Source organism: Xanthomonas sp. LMG 12462 (assembly GCF_009192885.1).
In the GTDB taxonomy this organism is placed as follows: domain Bacteria; phylum Pseudomonadota; class Gammaproteobacteria; order Xanthomonadales; family Xanthomonadaceae; genus Xanthomonas_A; species Xanthomonas_A sontii.
On the sequence record NZ_NMPP01000007.1, the window covers coordinates 1 to 22005 of the forward strand.

Consider the following 22005-nt stretch of genomic DNA (forward strand, 5'->3'; position numbering starts at 1 on the left):
GCGCCAGCCCAGCGCAATGCGGATCGGCTCGTCCGCGTCGCAGCCGGCTGCGACGGGAATTGCTTCAGGGCTTGTTCGGCACTTCGAAGCCGAGCTTGCCGACCTGGTCGCGGCGCTGCGCCACGCGCTTGAGCTTGTCGATGTTGACCCCGTACTGGTGGTCCAGCTTGTCGACCAGTTCGCGGTACTGCTTGTGGCTCATGTTCGGCGAACGCGCGAACACCCAGGCCAGATCGCGGCCCGGATAGTCGATCAGCGCCCAGGAATAGTCCGGCGCCACTTCCAGGATGCGGTACTTGGTGGGCACCATTCTGAAGAACCAGGTGGTCCAGCGGCGGTTGCCGGTGCCTTCCTTGACGGTGGCGCGCGAGTTGAGCTCCTTGACCGGCTCGTCGAAGCCGTTGCGGTACTCGTAGCGCACCGCGATCTTGCCGTCTTCCTTGAGGGTGTACTCGTCGCTGCTGGCGACGTGGCCGCGCTCGGCGAAGTACGGGATGTGGGCGATCACGTACCAGCGGCCCATGAAGCGCTGCAGGTCGATCGGCGGCTGCGCGGGTTCCTGCTCCGGGTCCGGCGCCTTGGCACGGGCCGTCGGCAACGGGACGGCCATGCCCAGCAGCAGCACGGAAGCGAACAGGGAGAGCAGGCGCATAGGAGATTCCGGGGCGAAGGGCGAACGCCGGTGAAGTATGCGCGTGCGCCATGTCAATGGTGCGTCGCAGCCCCTGAGATGTCGCGGCGGCAACCTGCGCGCCTCGACTTCCAGGAGCTGCCGTCATGCCGATCGTTCCGTCCTCCCCGCGCACCCACGTCCCGCACCCGGGCCTGCGCCGCCTGCTGCGCCAGGCGATCCTGGCCGGGCTGGCCCTGGTCCTGGTGTGGCCGGCCGCGCGCGGCCACAGCGAGTGGCTGGGCTGGCGGCCGCTGTGGTTGCTGGGCATGCCGCTGAGCGCCTGGTGGGCCTTGCACCGCTTCCCGCTGCCGCCGTTGCGGCGCCTGTGGGGACAGTGGCGGGCACGCCCGCGGGCGCAGGCGCGGCGGCGCCGACCGGCGCTGCGGACCGCGCGCCCGGCCTGACCTTCGGCAGGGGAGGGCGGCGATGCTGCGTGCTACGGTGCGGCGCTGTCCTTCCACGGATCCGAACATGTCCTCACTCGCACACGCCTGCCTGATCGCCGGCCTGCTCGCCGCCGGCACCGCCGCGGCCAAGGAAACCGCGATGCCCCAAGACCCTTACGCCTGGCTCGAAGACGTCACCGGCACCAAGGCGCTGGACTGGGTCAAGGCGCAGAACGCCAAGACCGAGTCGCGGCTGGCCGAGACCCCCACCTTCAAGGCCCGCGAGGCCGGCATCCGCGAGGTGCTGGATTCCGACGCCAAGATCCCGGCCGTGCAGAAGATCGGCCCGTACTACTACAACCTGTGGAAGGACCGCGCCCACGAGCGCGGCCTGTGGCGCCGCACCACCCTGGACGAGTACCGCAAGCCCGAGCCGAAGTGGGAGACGGTGCTGGACCTGGACGCGCTGAACAAGGCCGAGGGCGAGAACTGGGTGTGGCATGGCGCCAACTGCCTGCGCCCGGAGTACCGCCGCTGCCTGATCGCGCTGTCGCGCGGCGGCGCCGACGCCGACGTCACCCGCGAGTTCGACCTGAGCACCAAGCAGTGGATCAAGGATGGCTTCTTCCGTCCCGAGGCCAAGGGCGGGCTGAGCTGGATCGATGCCGACACCGTCTACCTGTACACCGACTTCGGCCCCGGCTCGCTGACCAGCTCCGGCTACCCGCGCATCGTCAAGCAGTGGAAGCGCGGCACCCCGATGACCAGCGCCACGCTGGTCTACGAGGGCAAGCCGGACGACATGTACATCGCCGCGATGCACGACGACACGCCCGGCTACGAGCGCGATTTCGTCAGCCGCACGCTGGCGTTCTACAACGACGAGATGTACCTGCGCGGCGCCGATGGCCGCCTGACCAAGATCGACGTGCCCAATTCGGCCAACAAGGGCGTGCACCGCCAGTGGCTGACCCTGGAGCTGCGCGATCCGTGGACGGTGGGCGGCACGACCTACCCGGCCGGTGCGCTGCTGGCGACCAGGTTCGACGACTTCATGGCCGGCAAGCGCGACTTCCAGGTGCTGTTCACGCCCACCGAGACCGCGTCGCTGGCGTCCTTCGCCTGGACCAAGTCGCGGTTGGTGCTGAACGTGCTCGACGACGTCAAGAGCCGGCTGTGGGTGCTGACCCCGGGCGAGGGCGAGTGGGCGCGCACGGCGTTCCCGGTCGGCGACCTGGCCTTCGGCAGCACCAGCGTCGATGCGGTCGATGCCGACGAGAACGACCAGGTGTGGCTGACTTCCACCGACTTCCTGACCCCGACCACGCTGATGCTGGCCGACGTGCAGCGCGGGCCGAAGAGCATCGAGACGCTGAAGGCGATGCCGAGCTTCTTCGACGCGTCCAAGGACGAGATCGAGCAGCACTTCGCGGTGTCCAAGGACGGCACCAAGGTGCCGTACTTCCTGGTCCGGCCCAAGCAGCTCAAGGCCGACGGCAGCGCGCCGACCCTGCTGTACGCCTACGGTGGCTTCGAGATCTCGATGACCCCGTTCTACTCCGGCAGCCTGGGCCGCGCCTGGCTCGACCAGGGCGGCGTGTACGCGCTGGCCAACATCCGCGGCGGCGGCGAGTACGGTCCGCGCTGGCACCAGGCGGCGCTGAAGCAGAACCGGCACAAGGCCTACGAGGACATGGCGGCAGTGGCGCAGGACCTGGTCGCGCGCAAGATCACCTCGGCCAAGCACCTGGGCGTGCAGGGCGGCAGCAACGGCGGGCTGATGGCCGGCAACATGCTGATGCAGTACCCGCAGCTGTTCGGCGCGGTGGTGGTGCAGGTGCCGCTGCTGGACATGAAGCGCTACAGCCACCTGCTGGCCGGCGCCTCGTGGATGGCCGAGTACGGCAACCCGGACACCGACGACTGGAAGTTCATCCAGACCTTCTCGCCGTATCACCTGTTCGATCCGAAGAAGACCTATCCGCCGGTGATCTTCCTGACCTCCACCCGCGACGACCGCGTGCATCCGGGTCATGCGCGGAAGATGGCGGCGAAGATGATCGACGCCGGCAAGGACGTGACCTACTACGAGAACATCGAAGGCGGTCATGGCGGCGCGGCCAACAATGCGCAGGCGGCGCACATGCAGGCGCTGGCGTACAGCTTCCTGTGGGAGCGGTTGTCCAAGTGAGTGGTGTAGTCCGCGTCCCGGCTGGGGCGCGGACCATCTCCTGGCCTGGCGCGCCATCCAATGAGCGGCTGAGCCTGCGCGCAATGCGTCGCGTCACGATCGCGCCGGCATTGTCCGCGTTCTCAAGGTGATCTCAGGTCGCCGCCGCAGCGGGTGCTCAGGCCCCGTCGGCCAACGACTTGACCAGGGTCAGCGAACGGGCTTCATAACCCAGTTCTTCGTAAACGTGCAGTGCGTGGGTGTTGAAGGCCCAGACATTCAGGCGCATTTCGACACCGCCGCGCAGCGCCACCCACTGGTGCGCACGCTGCATCAGCGCCGGGCCGATCCCCTGGCCGCGATGGCGTTGGGTGATGCCCACGCTGCCTACCCGGCCGAAGCGCATGGGCTGCAGCAGTGAGTGCGATTCCGACACCATGCCGACCGTGACGAAACCGACGAGGACGCCCTGCGCTTCGGCGACGAGGGTGGTGGCATTGTCCTGGCCGATGCTGCGCTTCCAGTGCGCCACGTCGCGGTCCGCATCGCCCGGGCCGGCGAAGATGTGGGGAAACGCGTCATGGTGGACAGCGTTCACTTCCTCGCCGAGCGCGCAGATGGCAGCCAGATCGGATTCGATGGCTTCGCGATAGATGAGCAAGGCTGGCTTCACTCGCGTCTCCCCCGCCGCTGGTCGCCTCAGCGCGCCCAGCGCCGCAGCCCACGCGCGATCCGCGCCACCGCCTCCTGCAGCCGTGGCAGGCTCTGGGTATAGGCGATGCGCACGTGCTGGCGTGCGCGATGGCGACCGAAATCCACGCCTGGGGTGAACGCGACGTGCTCGGTCTCCAGGAAGTGCGCGCAGAACGCCTGTGCGTCGTCGGTGAAATCCGACACGTCGGCGTACAGGTAGAACGCGCCTTCCGGTTCGACGTCGATGCGGAAGCCGAGCGCACGCAGCGCTGGCAGCAGGTAGTCGCGGCGCTGCGCGAATTCGGCGCGGCGCGCTTCCAGGATCTGCAGCGTTTCCGGCAGGAAGCAGGCCAGCGCCGCGTGCTGGGCGATGCTGGGCGCGCTGATGTACAGGTTCTGCGCCAGCTTCTCCAGCGACGGCACTGCCGCGCGCGGCGCCACCAGCCAGCCGAGGCGCCAGCCGGTCATGCCGAAGTACTTGGAAAAACTGTTGAGCACGTAGGCGTCGTCGTCGACTTCCAGCACGCTGGGCGCGTCGATGCCGTAGCTGAGGCCGTGGTAGATCTCGTCCACCACCAGGTGCCCGCCGCGGGCGTGCAGCGTCTGCGACAGCGCGGCCAGTTCGGCGCGCGACAGCACGGTGCCGGTGGGATTGGCCGGCGATGCCACCAGCGCGCCGACGCTGTCCGCGTTCCAGTGCCGCTGCAGCAGCTCCGGGGTCAGTTGGTAGCGGCTGTCCGGACCGACCGGTACCAACTGCGCGGCACCTTCGACCAGGCGCAGAAAGTGGCGGTTGCACGGGTAGCCGGGATCGGCCATCAGCCAGTGGCGACCTGGATCGACCAGCAGCGCGCTGGCCAGCAGCAGCGCGCCGGAGCCGCCGGGGGTGATCAGGATGCGCGCCGGGTCCAGGTCGACGTCGTGACGCTGCCGGTAGAAGTCCGCCAGCGCCTGGCGCAGGGCCGGCAGGCCGCGCGCAGCGGTGTAGCGGGTATGGCCGGCAGCCAGCGCGGCCTGGCCGGCGGCGACGATCGGCGCAGCGGTGGTGAAGTCCGGCTCGCCGATTTCCAGGTGGATCACGTCGTGGCCGGCCTGTTCCAGTTCGTTGGCGCGGGCCAGCAAGGCCATGACGTGGAAGGGTTCGATCTCGCGGCTGCGCTGGCTGTAGCCGGACGCGGCGGGCGAGGCGCTGAGGGTGTCGCCGGGAAGGGAAGCCATGCAGCCGATGATAGAGGAGCGTGTTCCCGAGCGTGTTAGCCGCGTCCAGTCGGCGAGGTCCGGCAGATTGCGCGGTGGCTGTGGCGGCGTGACCCGAGAGGGGCGCTGGGCCTGGGCGAATCGGGCGTGGGTCGGGGCCGTGCACCCCCGTGCATCTGGCGTTGCTTTCCTGGTGGTCGATCTTATGCGGTGCGATGCGGCGCCATTCGGCTTCGCTGGCCACGGCTGCCCGCCGCGATGCCATCGCGGCGCCGCGGGTCGCCGATTGCCCTGCGTCGCAGGCTGCACTGCCTCGGCACGCTTGCCACGGCGCAGCGTTGCAGGGAGACTCGGCCGGCACTGCGCGGCGCCCGCCCGCTGCCGCCGCCCGGCCAAGGCGGCGCGTCCCGTTGCGTTACTGCCGCCGGAGCCCCATTAGATGCCTCACCGCCCCTTGCTAGCGAGCCTCGTCCTGCTCATGACCGCCTCCTTCGCTTCCTCCGCCTCCGCCGCCGCGGCCACCCCGCCGCATCCGGCCAAGCAGCCGCACGCGGTCAAGGCGCCGTTCGGCGCCGTTCGCCAGGACGCCTACTACTGGCTGCGCGACGACGCGCGCAAGAACCCGCAGATGCTGGCCTATCTCAACGCCGAGAACGCCTACGCGGATCAGGTGCTGAAGCCGCTGCAGCCGCTGGAAGACCGGCTGTACGAGGAGATCGTCGGCCGCATCAAGCAGGACGACAGCAGCGTGCCGTACCGCGAGCGCGGCTACTGGTATTACACCCGCTACGAGAGCGGCAAGGACTACCCGATCCAGGCGCGCCGCAAGGGCAGCATGGAGGCACCGGAGGAGATTCTGCTCGACGTCAACGCCATGGCCGCCGGCAAGGGCTATTTCAGCGTCGGCGACGCGGCGGTCAGTCAGGACAACCGCATTCTCGCCTGGACCGAGGACGACGTCGGCCGTCGCCAGTACGTGGTGCGCTTCAAGAACCTGGACACCGGCGAGGTCTATGCCGACCGTATTCCCGGCGTGTCGCCGGACGTGGTCTGGGCCGACGACAACAAGACCCTGTTCTACGTCGAGAACGACCCGGAGACGCTGCTGACCGTGCGGGTCAAGAAGCACGTGCTCGGCACGCCCGCCGCGCAGGACGCGCTGGTGTACGAGGAGAAGGACGACAGCTTCTACATGGGCGTGGGCCGCACCCGCGACGACAAGTACATCGTCATCGGCGTCGAAAGCACCGTGTCCTCCGAGCAGCGCTATGCGCCGGCCGCCGATCCGCAGCGCTTCACCGTGCTGGCGCCGCGCGAGCGCGACGTCGAGTACCACGCCGATCATTTCGACGGCCGCTGGGTGATCCGCACCAACTGGAAGGCCAAGAACTACGCGCTGATGACCGCGCCCGACGGCGCCACCTCGCGCGACCAGTGGCAGAGCTGGCTGCCCTACGACGAGAAGGTGTTCATCGACGGCTTCGAGCTGTTCGACGGCTTCACCGCCATCGCCGAGCGGTCCGACGGTCTGGAGCGGATCCGCCTGCACTTCGCCGACGGCAAGGAGGAATACGTCAAGGCCGACGAGCCGGCGTATTCGATGGGCCTGTCGATCAATGCCGAACCGGACACGCCGTGGCTGCGCTACAGCTACACCTCGCTGACCACCCCGGCCACCACCTACGAACTCAACACCCGCACCGGCGAGCGCAAGCTGCTCAAGCAGCAGCCGGTGATCGGCTACGACGCCAGCAAGTACCAGACCGAACGCGTCTGGGTGACCGCGCGCGACGGGGTCAAGGTGCCGGTGTCGCTGGTCTACAAGAAGGGCTTCAAGAAGGACGGCAGCGCCGCGCTGTACCAGTACGCCTACGGCAGCTACGGCATGTCCACCGATCCGGCGTTCAACCTGCCGGTGGTGAGCCTGCTCGACCGTGGCGTGGTCTACGCCATCGCGCACATCCGCGGCGGCCAGGAAATGGGTCGCGACTGGTACGACCAGGGCAAGCTGCTGCACAAGAAGAACACCTTCACCGACTTCATCGACGTCACCCGCGGCCTGGTGCAGCAGGGCTACGCCGCCCCGTATCGCGTCGCCGCGGCCGGCGGCAGCGCCGGCGGCCTGCTGATGGGCGCGGTGGCGAACATGGCGCCCAAGGATTACCGCGTGCTGGTGGCGCAGGTGCCGTTCGTGGACGTGGTCACCACCATGCTCGACCCGAGCATCCCGCTGACCACCAACGAGTACGACGAGTGGGGCAATCCGGAGCAGAAGGCGTACTACGACTACATGCTCAGCTACTCGCCCTACGACAACGTCAGCCGCCAGGCCTACCCGGCGATGTACGTCGGCACCGGCCTGTGGGATTCGCAGGTGCAGTACTGGGAGCCGGCCAAGTGGGTGGCCAAGCTGCGCGAGAACGACACCGGCAACCAGCCGATCGTGTTCCGCGTCAACATGGAAGCCGGCCACGGCGGCAAGTCCGGCCGCTTCCGTCGCTACCGCGAAATGGCCGAGTCCTACGCCTTCATGCTGGACCAGCTGGGCGTGGAGCAGCCGGCCAAGTGAGGGCCGCGCGCATCGGCCGGCCTGCGGGCTGGCCGATGCGCAGGTGGGGCGGCTGGCGTGAGGCCGGCCCATCCCGATGTTTGGTTGGATGGCGGATGGCCTGTGGCTTCACACGTCGCGGCTGAAGCCGCTCCCACAGTGAGCATGGCGGCCGAGTCGGACCTGAAAGGTCGATGGCGGATGCGCCATGCCATGCAGCAGCGCTGACGGCTTGGCAATGCCTTGTGGGAGGGACTTCGGTCCCGACTGCGCCAAGGTCGGACAAGCCGAAGGCTTCGCTCATCGCGGCCGAAGCCGCTCCCACGGTGGGCGGGTCGCTGGTGTCCTATGCGAGGGCCGTCAGCGGTGCTGATGGTCTGGTCACTCCTTGTGGGAGGGACTTCAGTCCCGACTGCTGTGAGATCAGACGCACCAGTGGCTTCACGCGTCGCGGCTGAAGCCGCTCCCACAGTGAGCATGGCGGCCGAGTCGGACCTGAAGGGTCGATGGGCTGATGCGCCATGCCATGCAGCAGCGCTGACGGCTTGGCAATGCCTTGTGGGAGGGACTTCGGTCCCGACTGCAAAGAGTCGGACGCACCGCTGGCTTCTTCCATCGCGGCCGAAGCGGCTCCCACAGCCGCTGCCGCACGGCTACCTCGGTTGCGTCGGCGGGTGGTCGCCACCTGCCCGCGCCAGCGCAGGCTTATCATGCCGCCATGCGCACGCACTCCCGTTTCCGCTGGGCCTGGTGGCTGCTGGCCTATGCCAGCCTGGCGACCGGCATCGTCGGCATCTTCGTGCCGGGCTTGCCGACCACGGTGTTCGTGCTGATCGCCGCTTACGCCGCCGCGCGCGGTTCGCCGCGGCTGCGCCGGCGTCTGCTGCGCGATCCGCGTTTCGGCCGCAGCATCCGCGACTGGGAACGGCATGGCGCGGTCAGCCGCCGCGGCAAGTGGATGGCGACGCTGACCATGGCCGCGTGCGCGCTGGTGCTGCTGCTGTTCGTGCACCGGCTGTGGGTGCAGGTGCTGGCGATCGGCTGCATGAGCGCGGTGGCGCTATGGTTGTGGTGGCGGCCGGAACCGCCGCGCGCGTGAGCGCGCCGCGTCACGCGACTGCGGCACAGCCGGTTCATGCCGGTGTGGCTATACTCGGCGCATGAGCACATCGTCCTCTTCTCCGATCCGTCTCGTTCTCTCCGCCGCTGCGTTGCTGGCCCTGGCCGGCTGCGGCAACAAGGGCCCGCTGGTGATGCCGCAGAAGCCGGTGCCGGTGGAAGCCGCGCCCGCCACGCCCGCGCCGGATGCGACGCCGCCGGCGACCACCGATCCCGCCGGGCAGGCGCAGCCGGTGGACGGGCAGCGCCCGCCGGCCAACGACACCACCATGCCCACCAATGGGAATGAGTGAGGCCCGTCACGACGCGCGCCTGCGTTTCAGCAAGATGCAGGGCGCGGGCAACGATTTCGTGGTGCTCGACCTGCGCGACGGCACCCCGCCGCCGGACGCCGCACTGGCGGTGCGCCTGGCCGACCGCCACTTCGGCGTCGGTTGCGATCAGATCCTGACCATCGAGGCGCCGCGCGATGCCGCGGCCGTGGCCAGCTACCGCATCTGGAACACCGACGGCAGCGCCGCCGGGCAATGCGGCAACGGCGCGCGCTGCGTCGCGGCCTGGCTGGTGCGCGACGGCAGTGCGCCGGCCGCGGACGATTTCGTCATCGAGAGCCCCGCCGGCAGTCACCACATCACCCGCAGCGCCACCGGCGAATTCGCCGTGGCGATGGGCGTGCCGCGCTTCGCCCCGGAGGACGTGCCGCTGGTCGGCTTCCCGCGTGCGCGCGACGAATACGTGCTGCCGCTGCAGGGTGGCAGCGTGCGCTTCGGCGCGGTGTCGATGGGCAACCCGCACGCGGTGCTGGAAGTGGGCCTGGTCGATGCGGCGCCGGTGGAACGCCTGGGTCCGTTGCTGCAGCAGCACGCCTCGTTCCCGGATTCGGTCAACGTCGGCTTCGTGCAGGTGATCGACCGCGGCCACCTGCGCCTGCGCGTGTACGAGCGCGGCGTCGGCGAGACCCTGGCCTGCGGCAGCGGCGCCTGCGCGGCGGCCGCGGTGATGATGCAGCGCGGCCGGGTGGAGCGCGACGTGCGCGTCAGCCTGCCGGGCGGCGAACTGCGCGTGCAATGGCCGGAAGACACCGCACCGGTGGTGATGTCCGGGCCGGCGACGTTCGTCTTCGATGGAGAATGGATCCGATGAGCGAAAGCCAGGACAAGCTCGGTGCGCACGAGGTGGCGGCGTGGCTGCGGCGCCATCCCGGCTTCCTCAAACAGTTTCCCGATCTGGCGCTGACCCTGGTGGTACCGCGCGACGACGGTCCCACCGCGTCGCTGGCCAGCTACCAGCTGGAAGTGCTGCGCGACAAGAACCGCGAACTGTCGCGGCGGCTGGCCGACCTGGCCGCCAACGCGCAGGTCAACGAGCGGCTGGCGGTGCGCACCCATCAGTTGACCCTGGCGTTGATGCGTCAGCACAGCGCCGCCGACAGCGTGCGCGCGATGGCCGCGTCGCTGCAGGAGGATTTCCAGGGCGACCTGGTCAGCATCGTGCTGCTGCAGCCTTTGCCCGGCCTGGAGCAGGCGCCGTGGCTGCAGGTGCTGGCGGCCGACGATCCGCGGCTGGCGCCGTTCCGCGATTGCCTGAAGGACGGCGAGCCGATCTGCGGCCGCCTGCAACCGGAAAAGCAGGCGCTGCTGTACGGCGAGCGCGTGGACGAAGTGCAATCCACCGCGCTGCTGCCGCTGCCCGGCCTGGGCCTGATCGCGGTCGGCAGCCGCGACCCGAACCGGTTCTATCCCGGCATGGGCACCTTGTTCCTGCGCATGATGGGCGAAGCGCTGGCGGTGGCGTTGCAGCGATGAGTGGGGCCGGGACTCGGGATCCGGGACCCGGGACCCGGGACAGCGCCGGAACCGGCGCTGCCGATCATCAGGCCGGGCAGGGCACTGCTGTCGCCGCGAGCGAGGCCACGTCTCCCGCGTCCCGGTTCCTCGCCTACCTGCAGGTCGAGCGGCGCATGTCCGCGCATACCCTGGACGCGTACCGGCGCGACCTGGCGGCGCTGGAGGCGTGGGCGGCCGCCAACCTGCTTGGCGAACCGGCCGCGCTGGATGCCGCGCAACTGCGCAATTTCATCGCCGCCGAGCACCGCCGCGGGCTGTCGCCCAAGAGCCTGCAGCGGCGGTTGTCGGCGTGCCGCAGCTTCTATGCGTGGCTGCTCAAGCACGGCCACATCGCCACCAGCCCGGCCGCGGCACTGCGCGCGCCGAAGGCGCCGCGCAAACTGCCGCAGGTGCTCGACGCCGACGAGGCGGTGCGCCTGGTCGAAGTGCCGACCGATGCGCCGCTGGGCCTGCGCGACCGCGCGCTGCTGGAGCTGTTCTATTCCTCCGGCCTGCGCCTGAGCGAACTGTGCGCGCTGCGCTGGCGCGATCTGGATTTCGTCGCCGGCATGGTCAGCGTGCTTGGCAAGGGCAACAAGCAGCGGCTGGTGCCGGTCGGCTCGCACGCGCGCGCCGCGTTGCTGGCGTGGCGCGAGGAAAGCCGGGGTGAGGCCGCCGCGCCGGTGTTCCCGGGCCGCGGCGGGGCGCCGATCGGTGCGCGCGCGGTACAGATCCGGATCAAGCAACTGGCCGGGCGCCAGGGCCTGTTCAAGCACGTGCATCCGCACATGCTGCGGCACAGTTTCGCCAGCCACATCCTGGAATCCTCCGGCGACCTGCGCGGCGTGCAGGAACTGCTCGGTCATGCCGACATCGCCACCACGCAGATCTACACGCATCTGGACTTCCAGCACCTGGCCAAGGTCTACGACGCATCGCACCCGCGGGCCAAGCGCAAGTCCTGAGCGCTGCATCGCGACCGCACGGTTGCCATCGCACCCGCGCTTGTTCTGGATCAAGGCGAGTCGGCAAAGGCGGGAGGACACTGTCCTCCCACGTTGCGAGGGCTCACCGATGGCCAACCCCTTTCCGCTGGCGCCGCGCCGCCCCGAACGGCTGTGCTGGGGCTGCGACGCGATTGCGCGGCACACGACCTGGCCTGCGGCAACGGCGCCGGGCGCACCCTGCATCCGATCGAAACCCAGGGCGAGGACTGGTACGTCGCGTGGGACATCGCTGCCGGATCCGGCACGGCCGGCGCATGCCCGGCTCGGCGACGCTTGAACCGCGCGCCGCCAGCCCCCACACCTGAGTCATCGCTCCGGAGGCCGCATGGATCCCAGTCAGAACCCCAATGTTTTCCACGCCACCACGATTCTGTCGGTGCGCCGCGATGGTCGCGTCGCCGTGGCCGGCGATGGCCAGGTGACCCTGGGCCACACCGTGATGAAGGGCAATGCGCGCAAGGTGCGCCGGCTCGGCCGCGAGGGCCAGGTGCTGGCCGGCTTCGCCGGCGCCGCCGCCGATGCGTTCACCCTGTTCGAACTGTTCGAGGCCAAGTTGGAGAAGCACGGCCAGCTGACCCGCGCCGCGGTGGAACTGGCCAAGGATTGGCGCACCGAGCGCCGCCTCGGCAAGCTCGAGGCGCTGCTGGCGGTCGCCGACAAGGAAACCTCGCTGATCATCAGCGGCACCGGCGATGTGATCGAACCGGAGGACGGCATCATCGCCATCGGCTCCGGCGGCTCCTACGCCCTGTCGGCGGCGCGCGCGCTGCTCGGCCACACCACGCTGGACGCGCGCACCATCGCCGTCGAAGCGCTGAACATCGCCGGCGACATCTGCATCTACACCAATCGCAACGTGGTGGTGGAAGAGCTGTGAATCGGGAATGGGGACTGGGGAATCGCAACAGCGGTTCCCGTCTCCGTCACCGATGAGGCCTGCTTTCCCATTCCCGATTCTCCATTCCCGATTCCCTCTTCGATTTCCCGACCATGACCGATACCCATAGCACCATGACCCCGCGCGAGATCGTGCAGGAGCTGGACCGCCACATCGTCGGCCAGCACGAGGCCAAGCGCGCGGTGGCGATCGCGCTGCGCAACCGCTGGCGGCGCATGCAGTTGCCCGATGCGCTGCGCAACGAAGTGATGCCGAAGAACATCCTGATGATCGGCCCCACCGGCGTCGGCAAGACCGAGATCGCGCGGCGCCTGGCGACGCTGGCCAATGCGCCGTTCGTCAAGGTCGAGGCGACCCGCTTCACCGAGGTCGGCTACGTCGGCAAGGACGTGGAGCAGATCGTGCGCGACCTGGCCGATACCGCGGTCAAGCTGTACCGCGAGCAGGCCAAGACCCGCGTGCGCACGCAGGCCGAGGAGCGCGCCGAAGACCGCATCCTCGATGCGCTGCTGCCGCGGCGCAGCGCCGGCATCGGCTTCGATCCGGAAGCCGCACGCAACGAGCCCTCGGCGCAGGACAGCGACACCCGCAGCAAGTTCCGGCGCATGCTGCGTGCCGGCGAACTGGACGAGCGCGAGATCGAACTGGATGTCGCGGTCAACGTCAGCATGGACATCATGACCCCGCCGGGCATGGAGGAAATGGGCCAGCAGTTGCGGCAGATGTTCTCCAACCTGGGCGGCGGCAAGTCGCAGTCGCGCAAGCTGACCATCAAGGCCGCGCGGCCGCTGCTGATCGAGGAAGAGGCCGGCAAGCTGGTCAACGAGGACGATGTGCGCGCCGCGGCGATCGAGGCCTGCGAACAGCACGGCATCGTGTTCATCGACGAGATCGACAAGGTGGCCAAGCGCAGCGAGGCCGGCGCCACCGGCGGCGACGTGTCGCGCGAAGGCGTGCAGCGCGATCTGCTGCCACTGGTGGAAGGCTCCAACGTCAGCACCAAGTACGGCACGGTCAAGACCGACCATATCCTGTTCATCGCCTCCGGCGCGTTCCATCTCGCCAAGCCCAGCGACCTGATCCCGGAGCTGCAGGGCCGTTTCCCGATCCGGGTAGAGCTGTCGGCGCTGTCGAAGGATGACTTCATCCGCATCCTCACCGAGCCGAAAGCGGCGCTGACCAAGCAGTACGAAGCGCTGTTGCTGACCGAGGGCGTGAGCCTGCGCTTCACCGACGACGCCATCGCGCGCCTGGCGGAGATCGCGTTCCTGGTCAACGAGCGCCAGGAGAACATCGGCGCGCGGCGCCTGCACACCGTGCTCGAGCGCCTGCTCGACACGCTGAGCTACGAAGCCCCGGACCGCGATGGGCAGAGCGTCACCGTGGACGCGGCCTATGTCGATGCGCACCTGGGCGAGCTGGTGCAGGACCCGGATCTGAGCCGGTACATCCTGTAATTCCGGGTCGACGCACGCCCGCGATGCGTTCCCCTTTGTGGGAGTCAACTGTCATGCAACCACGACGAACTGCGTAGGCGGACGATCTGGCCTCGGAAGCCGTCGTGCCTGATCCCACAAAAGGGGACGAAGGTCCCTCCCACATCGCGCCCGGACAGCGATCACCACGAGTCCGTGTGGGAGTCGCGGTCGCTTGGCTTTGGCTCTTGCCCTTGCTTTTGACTTACTGGGTTCCCTTCCGAAGCGGCGGCCATCGCGGGGAAAAACCCGAAGGGCGGCGCACAGGGATGTGCGCCGTCCGCGGCAGGGGCAGGATGCCCCTTCCGCGGATCCCCGTGATGGACGCGGCCCCGGAGCGCGTTAGCGCGGAGGGCGCGAGGCAGGGCGCGCTTGACCAGCCTTCGGCTGTGGTAAAGCGCTTCTTTTGGTTACCTTTTCTTTGCGCGAGCAAAGAAAAGTAACTCGCCCGTAAGGGCGAAAGCCTTTGCTTTCGCTTGAGATTTGCGTGTCGGACGAAAAGAAGAACCGTAGACATAACGCCATCAGGGCTCCATGTCCAGATACAAGGAGCGACTTCCGTCGTGACGGGACTTGCCGGTAAGGCCTCGTCGCGACTGGGATCCCACAAAAGGGGACGAGAATCGCTCCGACAGGAGAGCGTGCCGCAGGCCGGGGTATGTTTCCCGCAGCGCCAAGACGGCGTGGGCGATCCCGGCCACCCTCGCCGCGTTCAATACAGCGGCGTGCCCGCCTTGTACGCGGCCACGAACGATTGCCAGTCCAGTTGCACCTGCGCGGCGTAGTCGAACGCGAACTGGCGCAGTTCCGATTTCAGGCCGCTCTTGCTGCTGGCCGCTTGGTCGATCTGCTTGTCGATGCTGTAGGGCACCACGTTCGGGTCGTAGTCCTGGTCGGCCAGCGCATGCGCCGAGGCCAGGGCCTGACCCAGGTAGGTGGCGGCGGTGGCGAGCTTGCCGGCGCTGTCCAGTGCGGTCGGGTCCAGGTCCTGCTGGAACGGGGATTTCTCGTGCACGTAGAACGGGGTGCCGTCGACGCTGGCGTAGCCGACCAGCACGTCGGCGTCGATGGTCTGCGCCTTGGCGGTACGCGCCACCCGCGCGCCCTCGTTGTTGTCGTAGGTGGAGGCCGGCATCTGCGACGGCGCGGCCACGGCGACCACGCTGGCCGCTTCCTGCTTCCACTCCAGGATCACGTCGTCGCTGGTCGACGCGCTCGGGCCTTCGATCAGCACGTACAGGCGCAGGCGGCCGAGGCTGCCGGTGCCCGAGCCCAGCTTCTGGCGCACGTCCTTGATGCCGTAGTAGCTGGCCGCATAACGCTTGGACGCGGCGATCGAGCCGATGTAGCCGTTCATCGCCGCGGCCACCGCCGAGGCGGTGCCGGCGTCCACCGCGACCAGGTTGTCCAGGTTCTGGAACTGGCGCTTGCCGCCGTTGACCACCGTGTACTTGGACAGCAGGCTGCTGCGGCTCTTGCCGTCGGCGCTGTCGATGATCTTGGCCACCGCGCCGCTGGTGTTGCGCTTGCTCAGCTGGAAGCTTTCTTCGGCGTCGCTGCCGCGGAAATCGGCGATCTTGTCCAGGTAGGCGCCGACCATGGTGTCGATGGCGTCGCCGATGTCGCTGTCGGACAGGCCGTTGTCGCGCCCGGCCAGGACCATGCTCGCGGCCAGCCGGCGCAGGTCCCACACGTACTGGCCGAGGTGGCCTTCGTCGAAGTCGGCGACCTTGAACACCGCCTTGCCGCTGCTGTCGCGCGCGGCATCGAAATTGCCGATGTGGGTGTCGCCGCCGAGCCAGGTGTAGCCGGTCTGCGGCGAGGTCCACAGCGAACCCGGCAGGGTCTTCATGTCCTGGTAGAAAATGTGGTCGGTGCCGCGGTAGAAGGCGTAGGCGCCGGTGGCCATGGTCGCCATCTTGGTATCCAGCTCGGCGCGCTGCGCGGCGTAGGGATGGTTGTAGTCGTGGATCTGCTGCACCACCCAGGCGTCGCGCTTGCTCGCCGCGGTCGCGCATCCGGCGCAGGCGGCGAGGGTCAGGCCGATCAGCAGCAACTGCGGCAGGCGGGTGGACATCGCAGGTCTCCAGGCGCGGACGAAGGAACCGGCAGTCGACCACGCCTGCATTGCACGCGGATGAACCTAGAAGTAGCGCAGCCAGCCCAGGTCGCGGCGCCGCGCCTTCAGCCGCGCGAACGCGGCGGTGGGCCAGTACAGGGCCAGGCCCAGCAAGGCGGCGATCGCCCACAGCGCGGCCACGCTGTCCACGCCGAACAGGTCGCCCTGGTTGGCGCCCCACAGCGCCAGCGCGGCCAGGTAGGCGAGCTTCAGCACGTACAGGTGCAGCAGGTAGAAGAACATCGGCGCCGCGCCGATCGTCGCCAGCGGCGCCAGGGTCCGGGCCACGGCGGGGTGCTCGTACAGGCGCAGCAACAGCAGGCCCACGCCCAAGGTCAGCAGCAGGAACTGCAGCGACGGCGGGTACTTGGTGACGTTGAAGAAGCTCATTGCGGTATGCGCGAGGTCGTCCTGCGCCTGCCAGGGCGCATCGCCGTAGCCGTTGTGCCAACGCAGCAGGTGGAAGCCGGCCAGCGCGCCCAGCCCCCAGGCCAGTAGGCGCTGCTGGCGCTGCGCCGGCTCGGCGGCGGCGCCGTACCAGGGGCCGGCGGCGTAGCCGAGCGCGATCACTCCGATCCACGGTAGCACCGGGTAGGAGGTGCGCAGACGCAGCTCGCCCAACTCCAGCCAGCGCCGGTCGTGCAGCACCGCCCAGGCGGCCGCGAGCGGGCCGTCGCCCTGCACCTGCACGGCGTCCAGCAGGTGGTGGCCGGCGACCAGGGCCGCGCCGAGCAGGGCCAGCGCCGGCCGCGGCAGCCACAGCAGTGCGGCCAGCGCGAGCATGCTCAGGCCGATCGCCCAGATCACCTGCAGGTACAGCGCCTGCGGCGGGAAGGCGCCGCTCCAGGCCAGGTTGACCAGGGTCAGCTCCAGCACGATCAGGAACAGGCCGCGCTTGAGCAGGAAGCGGGCGGCCACCGCGCGCCCGTCGGCCTGCCGGGACGCGTACAGCCAGGCCGACAGGCCGGTGAGGAACACGAACACCGGCGCGCACAGGTGGGCGAGGGTGCGCGCGACGAACAGTGCCGGCGCCGTGCCCTCCACCTCCATCGGGTCGCCGACCGGGTGGTGCAGGTAGAAGGTCTCGCGCACGTGGTCGAGCAGCATCAGCAGCATCACCGTGCCGCGCAGCAGGTCGATCGAGGCCAGTCGCGCGGCGGGCGTCGCGGGGACGGCGAGGGAGGCGGGCGAAGCGAGGGCAACAGACGGCATGCGGTGCGATCGGTGTTAATTTTGAAATAATATAACATTCGGGCGGTGGAGCCCTTCCCGCCGCTGCTGGCGCTGGAGTACTCAGGCTTGGCCGCGCCGGGGTGCTGGCGCGGCGGCGGCGAAGCTCGGGCGGAGCAAGCCGGCGCGCCAGGTCGGCGCCGGTCGGCAGGGCCTGGTGTCGGCCCGTGGGCGTGTCGGCGGGCGTCTGGCCTGGTGCGCCGAGCGCGGCGGGCCTTTCAGTCCTCGCCGATGTCCTCGTTCCACACGTCCGGGTGCGCGGCGATGAAGCCGCCGAGCAGGTCGATGCACTCCTGGCTGTGCAGGTCGATGACCTCCACGCCGCTCTCGCGCAGCCAGTCGATGCCGCCCTGGAAGGTCACCGATTCGCCGACCACCACGGTGCCGATGTTGAACTGCCGCACCAGGCCGCTGCAGTACCAGCACGGCGCCAGGGTGGTGACCATGATGGTGTCCTTGTAGCGGCGCTGGCGGCCGGCCTTGCGGAAGGCGTCGGTCTCGCCGTGCACGGATGGGTCGCCTTCCTGCACGCGGCGGTTGTGGCCGCAGCCGAGCAGGCGGCCGTCGCGGTGGTACAGGGCCGCGCCGATCGGGATGCCGCCCTCGGCCAGGCCCTGGCGGGCTTCGGCGATGGCGGTGTCGAGCAGGGCGCGGTAGTCGGGCGTGGTCAGCATGGGATGGCCGGGGGAAAGGGAGTCGGCCGGCAGTCTGGCGCAGGCGGCCGGCGGCTGTCATCCCGTGTGGCGCTTCACCGGCACGCAGCGGCCGGCAGTGCGATAATCCCGGCATGAGCGAATCCCCCTACAAATCCGGCACCACCCATTTCGGCTTCCGCGACGTCGCCGCCAAGGACAAGCAGAAGCTGGTCGGCGAGGTCTTCACCTCGGTCGCCGGCAACTACGACCTGATGAACGATCTGATGAGCATGGGCATCCATCGGGTCTGGAAGCGCTATTTCGTCGCCACCGCGCAGGTCAAGCCGGGCGACCGCGTGCTCGACCTGGCCGGCGGCACCGGCGACATCGCCGCGCTGCTGAAGGACCGGGTCGGTGCCGACGGCGAGATCGTGCTGGGCGACATCAACGCCGGCATGCTCTCGGTGGGCCGCGACCGCCTCACCAACCGCGGCCTGGTCGCGGGCCTGGACTACGTGCAGTGCAACGCCGAGGCGCTGCCGTTCCCCGACCAGAGCTTCGACCTGGTGACCATCGCCTTCGGCCTGCGCAACGTCACCGACAAGGACGCCGCGCTGCGCGAGATGTACCGCGTGCTCAAGGTCGGCGGCCAGGCGCGGGTGCTGGAGTTCTCCGAAGTCACCGCCGACTGGTTCAAGCCGCTGTACGACTTCCATTCGTTCAAGGTGCTGCCGCGCCTGGGCCAACTGTTCGCCAAGGACGCCGACAGCTACCAGTACCTGGCCGAAAGCATCCGCAAGCATCCGCCGCAGGACGCGCTGAAGGCGATGATGGAAGAGGCCGGCTTCGCCCGCAGCCACTACAAGAACCTGACCGGCGGCATCGTGGCGATCCACTCGGGCTATAAGATCTGAGAGGCCGGGAATTGGGAATCGGGATTGGGGAATCGCAAAAGCGGGCGATCGGTGGCTGACTGATCGCGGCGCTGTGTCGTCCTTGTGGGAGGGGTTTCAGTCCCGACGCGCGGTCCGACGATGCCGGCGCAGCATCTGCCACAGAACGCCGGGATTCGGGAATCGGGATCGGGAATGGTAAGAGCAGGGGATCGGTGCTGACCGATCGCGGGCCCTGTGCCGTCTTTGTGGGAGGGACTTCAGTCCCGACGCGCGGTTCGACGGTGCCGGCGCAAGCATCTGCCACAGAAAGCCGGGATTCGGGAGTCGGAATTGGGGAATCGCAAGAGCGGACGATCGGTTGCAGCCCGATCGCGGCGCTGGGCTGTTCTTGTGGGAGGGACTTCAGTCCCGACGCGCGGTCCGACGGTGCCGGCGCAAGCATCTGCCACAGAAAGCCGGGAATTGGGAATCGGGATTCGGGAATCGCAAAAGCGGGCGATCGGTGGCTGACCGATCGCGGCGCTGGGCTGTTCTTGTGGGAGGGACTTCAGTCCCGACGCGCGGTCCGGCGGTGCCGGTGCAAGCATCTGCCACAGAAAGCCGGGATTCGGGAGTCGGGATTCGGGAATCGTAAGAGCGGACGATCGGTTGCAGGCCGATCGCGGCGCTGGGCTGTTCTTGTGGGAGGGACTTCAGTCCCGACGCGCGGTCCGGCGGTGCCGGTGCAAGCATCTGCCGCAGGACGCACTGAAGGCGATGATGGAAGCAGCCGGCTTCGCCCGCAACCACTACAAGAACCTTGCCGGCGGCATCGTGGCGATTCACTCGGCTACAAGATCTGAGTGGAGCCGGGATTGGGGAGTGAAGATTCGGGAAGCGTAGGCGCGCCGGCTGTTCGCTGCTGCGAATCCCCAATCCCCAATCCCCGCTTCGATTGAAGATTCGGGATTCGTCAGCGCGCGGCGCCGCACTGCCGTTGAAAATCCCCACTCCCGAATCCCCAATCCCGGCCTTCCGGTAGACTGCGAGTTTTCCTCGAACCGGTTACTGCCATGCGTTCCCCGTTCCTGTTGTTGTCCCTGGCCGCTGTGATCGCGTCCGGGTGTTCCCGTGAAGCGTCCGCGCCCGATGCGGCCGCCACTGCCGCCAAGCCGGCACCCGCCGCGGCCAAGCCGGCCGACCGCAGCCACGACGAGACCTCCTACGCCGAGCCGTCCAAGGTCGTGATCAAGGATCTGGCGCTGGATCTGAAGCTGGATTTCGACAGCAAGCAGATCGGCGGCACCGCCACCTACACGCTGGACTGGAAGGACAAGAGCGCCAAGCAACTGGTGCTGGATACGCGCGACCTGACCATCGAGAAGGTGCAGGCCGACGACGGCAAGGGCCAGCAGGCGCCGCTGCAGTACGCGCTGGCGCCGGCCGACAAGATCTACGGCAGCAAGCTGACCATCGAGGCGCCGACCCAGCCGCAGACGATCAGCATCACCTACCACACCGCGCCGACCGCCTCGGGCCTGCAGTGGCTGGAGCCGTCGATGACCGAGGGCAAGAAGCTGCCCTTCATGTTCAGTCAGTCGCAGGCGATCCATGCGCGTTCGTGGGTGCCGCTGCAGGACACGCCGAGCGTGCGCTTCACCTACAGCGCGCACGTGGTCTCGCGTCCAGACGTGATGGTGCTGATGAGCGCCGACAACGATCCCAAGGCGGTGCGCAACGGCGACTACCGCTTCAAGATGCCGCAGCCGATCCCGTCCTACCTGCTGGCGATCGCCGCCGGCGACCTGGTGTTCAAGCCGATCTCGGCGCGCTCGGGCGTCTGGGCCGAGCCGGCGATGGTCGACAAGGCGGCCAAGGAGTTCGAGGACACCGAGAAGATGATCGTGGCCGCGGAGACGCTGTACGGTCCGTACCGCTGGGGCCGCTACGACATGCTGGTGCTGCCGCCGTCGTTCCCGTTCGGCGGCATGGAGAATCCGCGCCTGACCTTCGCCACACCGACGGTGATCGTCGGCGACAAGTCGCTGGTGTCGCTGATCGCGCACGAGCTGGCGCATAGCTGGTCCGGCAACCTGGTGACCAACGCCAGCTGGAAGGACATCTGGCTCAACGAAGGTTTCACTACCTACGTGCAGGCGCGCATCACCGAGGCGCTGTACGGCCCCGAAGCGGCGGAGATGGAGCGCGAGATCGACCAGACCGACCTGCTCGCCGAACTGAAGGGCATGAGCCCGGCCGACCAGGCGCTGGCGCTGCCGGCGCTGACCGAGCGCGATCCGGACGAGGCGCTGAGCCAGGTCGCCTACGTCAAGGGCGCATGGTTCCTGCAGTTCCTGGAACAGCGCTTCGGCCGTGACACCTTCGATCCGTTCCTGCGCGGCTGGTTCGACGACCACGCGTTCCAGAGCGCCAACACCGATCAGTTCGTCGAGTACCTGAAGACCCACCTGCTGCCCAAGAAGCCGAACGCGGTGACCGCGCAGGAACTGCATGCGTGGCTGGACGAGCCGGGCATTCCGGCGTTCGCGCAGAAGGCGCGTTCGCGCAACTTCGCCATGGTCGACACCGCGCGCATCGCCTGGACCGGCAGCGGCACGTTGCCGGGCAAGCAGGTGACCGATGCCTGGAGCACCCAGGAGTGGACGCGCTTCCTCAGCGGCCTGGGCGAGAAGCTGACCCCGGCGCAGCTCAAGCAACTTGACGACGCCTACCACTTCACCGGCACCGCCAACGGCGAGATCGCCATGCGCTGGTATCCGCTGGCGATCCGCAGCGGCTACGTGGACGCGCGCCCGGCCGCCGGCGAGTTCATCGCCCGCGTCGGCCGCCGCAAGCTGATCCTGCCGATCTACGCCGAACTGGTGAAGACCCCGGACGGGCTCGCCTTCGCCGAAGAGGTGTTCGCCAAGGCCAAGCCCGGCTACCACCCGATCACCACGGTGTCGGTGCAGGAGATGCTGGACAAGGCCAAGGCCGGCAGCACCGCGCACTGACGCGCGCCTGCTGCTGAAGACCGCGCACACGGCGCCGGGAGCGATCCCGGCGCCGTGTGCGTTTGCAAGGCCTGCATGGTGCGGCGGGCGCGCCATGCGGAAGCGGCGATCGTTGTAGCAGTTCGGTGCGCGCACGTTGC

The 22005-nt window shown here is 68.7% G+C and carries 17 protein-coding genes and 2 pseudogenes; 13 read left to right on the forward strand and 6 right to left on the reverse strand.

Annotated elements, in window-relative coordinates:
* Positions 1-64: 64 nt before the first annotated feature.
* The gene (locus CEK69_RS02340; protein WP_223875579.1) at positions 65-610 is read right to left on the reverse strand and encodes a lipocalin family protein; all 546 of its coding nucleotides are present in this window, start codon (positions 608-610) and stop codon (positions 65-67) included.
* 167 nt (positions 611-777) lie between these two features.
* Between CEK69_RS02340 and CEK69_RS02345 the strand changes: the two genes are divergently transcribed.
* Together CEK69_RS02345 and CEK69_RS02350 are read left to right on the forward strand one after the other, a co-directional pair.
* A complete protein-coding gene (locus CEK69_RS02345; RefSeq protein WP_017912049.1) occupies positions 778-1077 on the forward strand; it encodes a hypothetical protein in 300 nt (99 codons plus the stop codon).
* Between the two features lie 67 nt (positions 1078-1144).
* A complete protein-coding gene (locus CEK69_RS02350) occupies positions 1145-3250 on the forward strand; it encodes a prolyl oligopeptidase family serine peptidase (protein ID WP_152243585.1) in 2106 nt (701 codons plus the stop codon).
* A 157-nt stretch (positions 3251-3407) separates the two neighbouring features.
* Here the strand turns inward: CEK69_RS02350 and CEK69_RS02355 are convergent, their stop codons facing one another.
* On the reverse strand, positions 3408-3890 hold the full coding sequence (locus CEK69_RS02355) for a GNAT family N-acetyltransferase (protein ID WP_226975009.1): 483 nt from the start codon (positions 3888-3890) through the stop codon (positions 3408-3410).
* Positions 3891-3928: 38 nt separating this feature from the next.
* Positions 3929-5140 (reverse strand): pyridoxal phosphate-dependent aminotransferase, encoded by a 1212-nt coding sequence (locus tag CEK69_RS02360; protein ID WP_152243589.1) that lies wholly within the window; start codon positions 5138-5140, stop codon positions 3929-3931.
* Positions 5141-5597: 457 nt separating this feature from the next.
* Between CEK69_RS02360 and CEK69_RS02365 the strand changes: the two genes are divergently transcribed.
* The 8 genes and pseudogenes from CEK69_RS02365 to hslU all read left to right on the forward strand — a co-directional run bounded on the left by CEK69_RS02365 (position 5598) and on the right by hslU (position 13974).
* The gene (locus CEK69_RS02365) at positions 5598-7688 is read left to right on the forward strand and encodes a S9 family peptidase (protein WP_193313866.1); all 2091 of its coding nucleotides are present in this window, start codon (positions 5598-5600) and stop codon (positions 7686-7688) included.
* A gap of 697 nt (positions 7689-8385) precedes the next feature.
* Positions 8386-8766: a YbaN family protein gene (locus CEK69_RS02370; protein WP_017910007.1), complete on the forward strand. Its 381-nt coding sequence runs from the start codon at positions 8386-8388 to the stop codon at positions 8764-8766.
* A 61-nt stretch (positions 8767-8827) separates the two neighbouring features.
* On the forward strand, positions 8828-9079 hold the full coding sequence (locus tag CEK69_RS02375; protein ID WP_017914634.1) for a lipoprotein: 252 nt from the start codon (positions 8828-8830) through the stop codon (positions 9077-9079).
* On the forward strand, positions 9072-9929 hold the full coding sequence (gene dapF, locus CEK69_RS02380) for a diaminopimelate epimerase (protein WP_152243593.1): 858 nt from the start codon (positions 9072-9074) through the stop codon (positions 9927-9929). Before CEK69_RS02375 ends, dapF begins: the two co-directional genes overlap by 8 nt.
* The gene (locus CEK69_RS02385; RefSeq protein ID WP_152243595.1) at positions 9926-10591 is read left to right on the forward strand and encodes a DUF484 family protein; all 666 of its coding nucleotides are present in this window, start codon (positions 9926-9928) and stop codon (positions 10589-10591) included. The genes dapF and CEK69_RS02385 overlap by 4 nt, the downstream gene beginning before the upstream one ends.
* Positions 10592-10716: 125 nt before the next feature.
* Positions 10717-11577, forward strand: a pseudogene (xerC, locus tag CEK69_RS02390) (tyrosine recombinase XerC); the annotation flags it as partial.
* A 367-nt stretch (positions 11578-11944) separates the two neighbouring features.
* On the forward strand, positions 11945-12496 hold the full coding sequence (gene hslV, locus CEK69_RS02400; protein WP_010341232.1) for an ATP-dependent protease subunit HslV: 552 nt from the start codon (positions 11945-11947) through the stop codon (positions 12494-12496).
* Between the two features lie 113 nt (positions 12497-12609).
* A complete protein-coding gene (gene hslU / locus CEK69_RS02405; RefSeq protein WP_017912058.1) occupies positions 12610-13974 on the forward strand; it encodes an ATP-dependent protease ATPase subunit HslU in 1365 nt (454 codons plus the stop codon).
* 730 nt (positions 13975-14704) lie between these two features.
* On the opposite strand, the gene CEK69_RS02415 is transcribed toward hslU, so the two are convergent.
* The 3 genes from CEK69_RS02415 to CEK69_RS02425 all read right to left on the reverse strand — a co-directional run bounded on the left by CEK69_RS02415 (position 14705) and on the right by CEK69_RS02425 (position 18015).
* Positions 14705-16069: a DUF2252 family protein gene (locus CEK69_RS02415; RefSeq protein ID WP_152243597.1), complete on the reverse strand. Its 1365-nt coding sequence runs from the start codon at positions 16067-16069 to the stop codon at positions 14705-14707.
* 66 nt (positions 16070-16135) lie between these two features.
* The gene (locus CEK69_RS02420) at positions 16136-17323 is read right to left on the reverse strand and encodes a heparan-alpha-glucosaminide N-acetyltransferase domain-containing protein (protein ID WP_152243599.1); all 1188 of its coding nucleotides are present in this window, start codon (positions 17321-17323) and stop codon (positions 16136-16138) included.
* A 236-nt stretch (positions 17324-17559) separates the two neighbouring features.
* On the reverse strand, positions 17560-18015 hold the full coding sequence (locus tag CEK69_RS02425) for a nucleoside deaminase (protein ID WP_010341927.1): 456 nt from the start codon (positions 18013-18015) through the stop codon (positions 17560-17562).
* A gap of 113 nt (positions 18016-18128) precedes the next feature.
* Between CEK69_RS02425 and ubiE the strand changes: the two genes are divergently transcribed.
* The 3 genes and pseudogenes from ubiE to CEK69_RS02440 all read left to right on the forward strand — a co-directional run bounded on the left by ubiE (position 18129) and on the right by CEK69_RS02440 (position 21865).
* Positions 18129-18890, forward strand: coding sequence for a bifunctional demethylmenaquinone methyltransferase/2-methoxy-6-polyprenyl-1,4-benzoquinol methylase UbiE (gene ubiE, locus CEK69_RS02430; protein WP_152243601.1), 762 nt, complete (start codon positions 18129-18131; stop codon positions 18888-18890).
* 708 nt (positions 18891-19598) lie between these two features.
* Positions 19599-19754: pseudogene (locus CEK69_RS02435) on the forward strand (class I SAM-dependent methyltransferase); the annotation flags it as partial.
* Between the two features lie 170 nt (positions 19755-19924).
* Positions 19925-21865, forward strand: a complete 1941-nt coding sequence (locus CEK69_RS02440) for a M1 family metallopeptidase (protein WP_152243603.1) — start codon at positions 19925-19927, stop codon at positions 21863-21865.
* Positions 21866-22005: the final 140 nt, after the last annotated feature.

Bases quoted from the DNA above. Each gene is read 5' to 3' on its own strand.
- CEK69_RS02350 (WP_152243585.1), top strand. From the start codon at position 1,145: ATGTCCTCACTCGCACACGCCTGCCTGATCGCCGGCCTGCTCGCCGCC.
- CEK69_RS02415 (WP_152243597.1), bottom strand. From the start codon at position 16,069: ATGTCCACCCGCCTGCCGCAGTTGCTGCTGATCGGCCTGACCCTCGCC.
- CEK69_RS02340 (WP_223875579.1), bottom strand. From the start codon at position 610: ATGGCCGTCCCGTTGCCGACGGCCCGTGCCAAGGCGCCGGACCCGGAG.
- CEK69_RS02370 (WP_017910007.1), top strand. From the start codon at position 8,386: ATGCGCACGCACTCCCGTTTCCGCTGGGCCTGGTGGCTGCTGGCCTAT.
- hslV (WP_010341232.1), top strand. From the start codon at position 11,945: ATGGATCCCAGTCAGAACCCCAATGTTTTCCACGCCACCACGATTCTG.
- CEK69_RS02440 (WP_152243603.1), top strand. From the start codon at position 19,925: ATGCGTTCCCCGTTCCTGTTGTTGTCCCTGGCCGCTGTGATCGCGTCC.
- CEK69_RS02360 (WP_152243589.1), bottom strand. From the start codon at position 5,140: ATGGCTTCCCTTCCCGGCGACACCCTCAGCGCCTCGCCCGCCGCGTCC.
- CEK69_RS02385 (WP_152243595.1), top strand. From the start codon at position 9,926: ATGAGCGAAAGCCAGGACAAGCTCGGTGCGCACGAGGTGGCGGCGTGG.
- hslU (WP_017912058.1), top strand. From the start codon at position 12,610: ATGACCGATACCCATAGCACCATGACCCCGCGCGAGATCGTGCAGGAG.
- CEK69_RS02375 (WP_017914634.1), top strand. From the start codon at position 8,828: ATGAGCACATCGTCCTCTTCTCCGATCCGTCTCGTTCTCTCCGCCGCT.
- CEK69_RS02345 (WP_017912049.1), top strand. From the start codon at position 778: ATGCCGATCGTTCCGTCCTCCCCGCGCACCCACGTCCCGCACCCGGGC.
- CEK69_RS02425 (WP_010341927.1), bottom strand. From the start codon at position 18,015: ATGCTGACCACGCCCGACTACCGCGCCCTGCTCGACACCGCCATCGCC.
- ubiE (WP_152243601.1), top strand. From the start codon at position 18,129: ATGAGCGAATCCCCCTACAAATCCGGCACCACCCATTTCGGCTTCCGC.
- CEK69_RS02365 (WP_193313866.1), top strand. From the start codon at position 5,598: ATGACCGCCTCCTTCGCTTCCTCCGCCTCCGCCGCCGCGGCCACCCCG.
- dapF (WP_152243593.1), top strand. From the start codon at position 9,072: ATGAGTGAGGCCCGTCACGACGCGCGCCTGCGTTTCAGCAAGATGCAG.
- CEK69_RS02420 (WP_152243599.1), bottom strand. From the start codon at position 17,323: ATGCCGTCTGTTGCCCTCGCTTCGCCCGCCTCCCTCGCCGTCCCCGCG.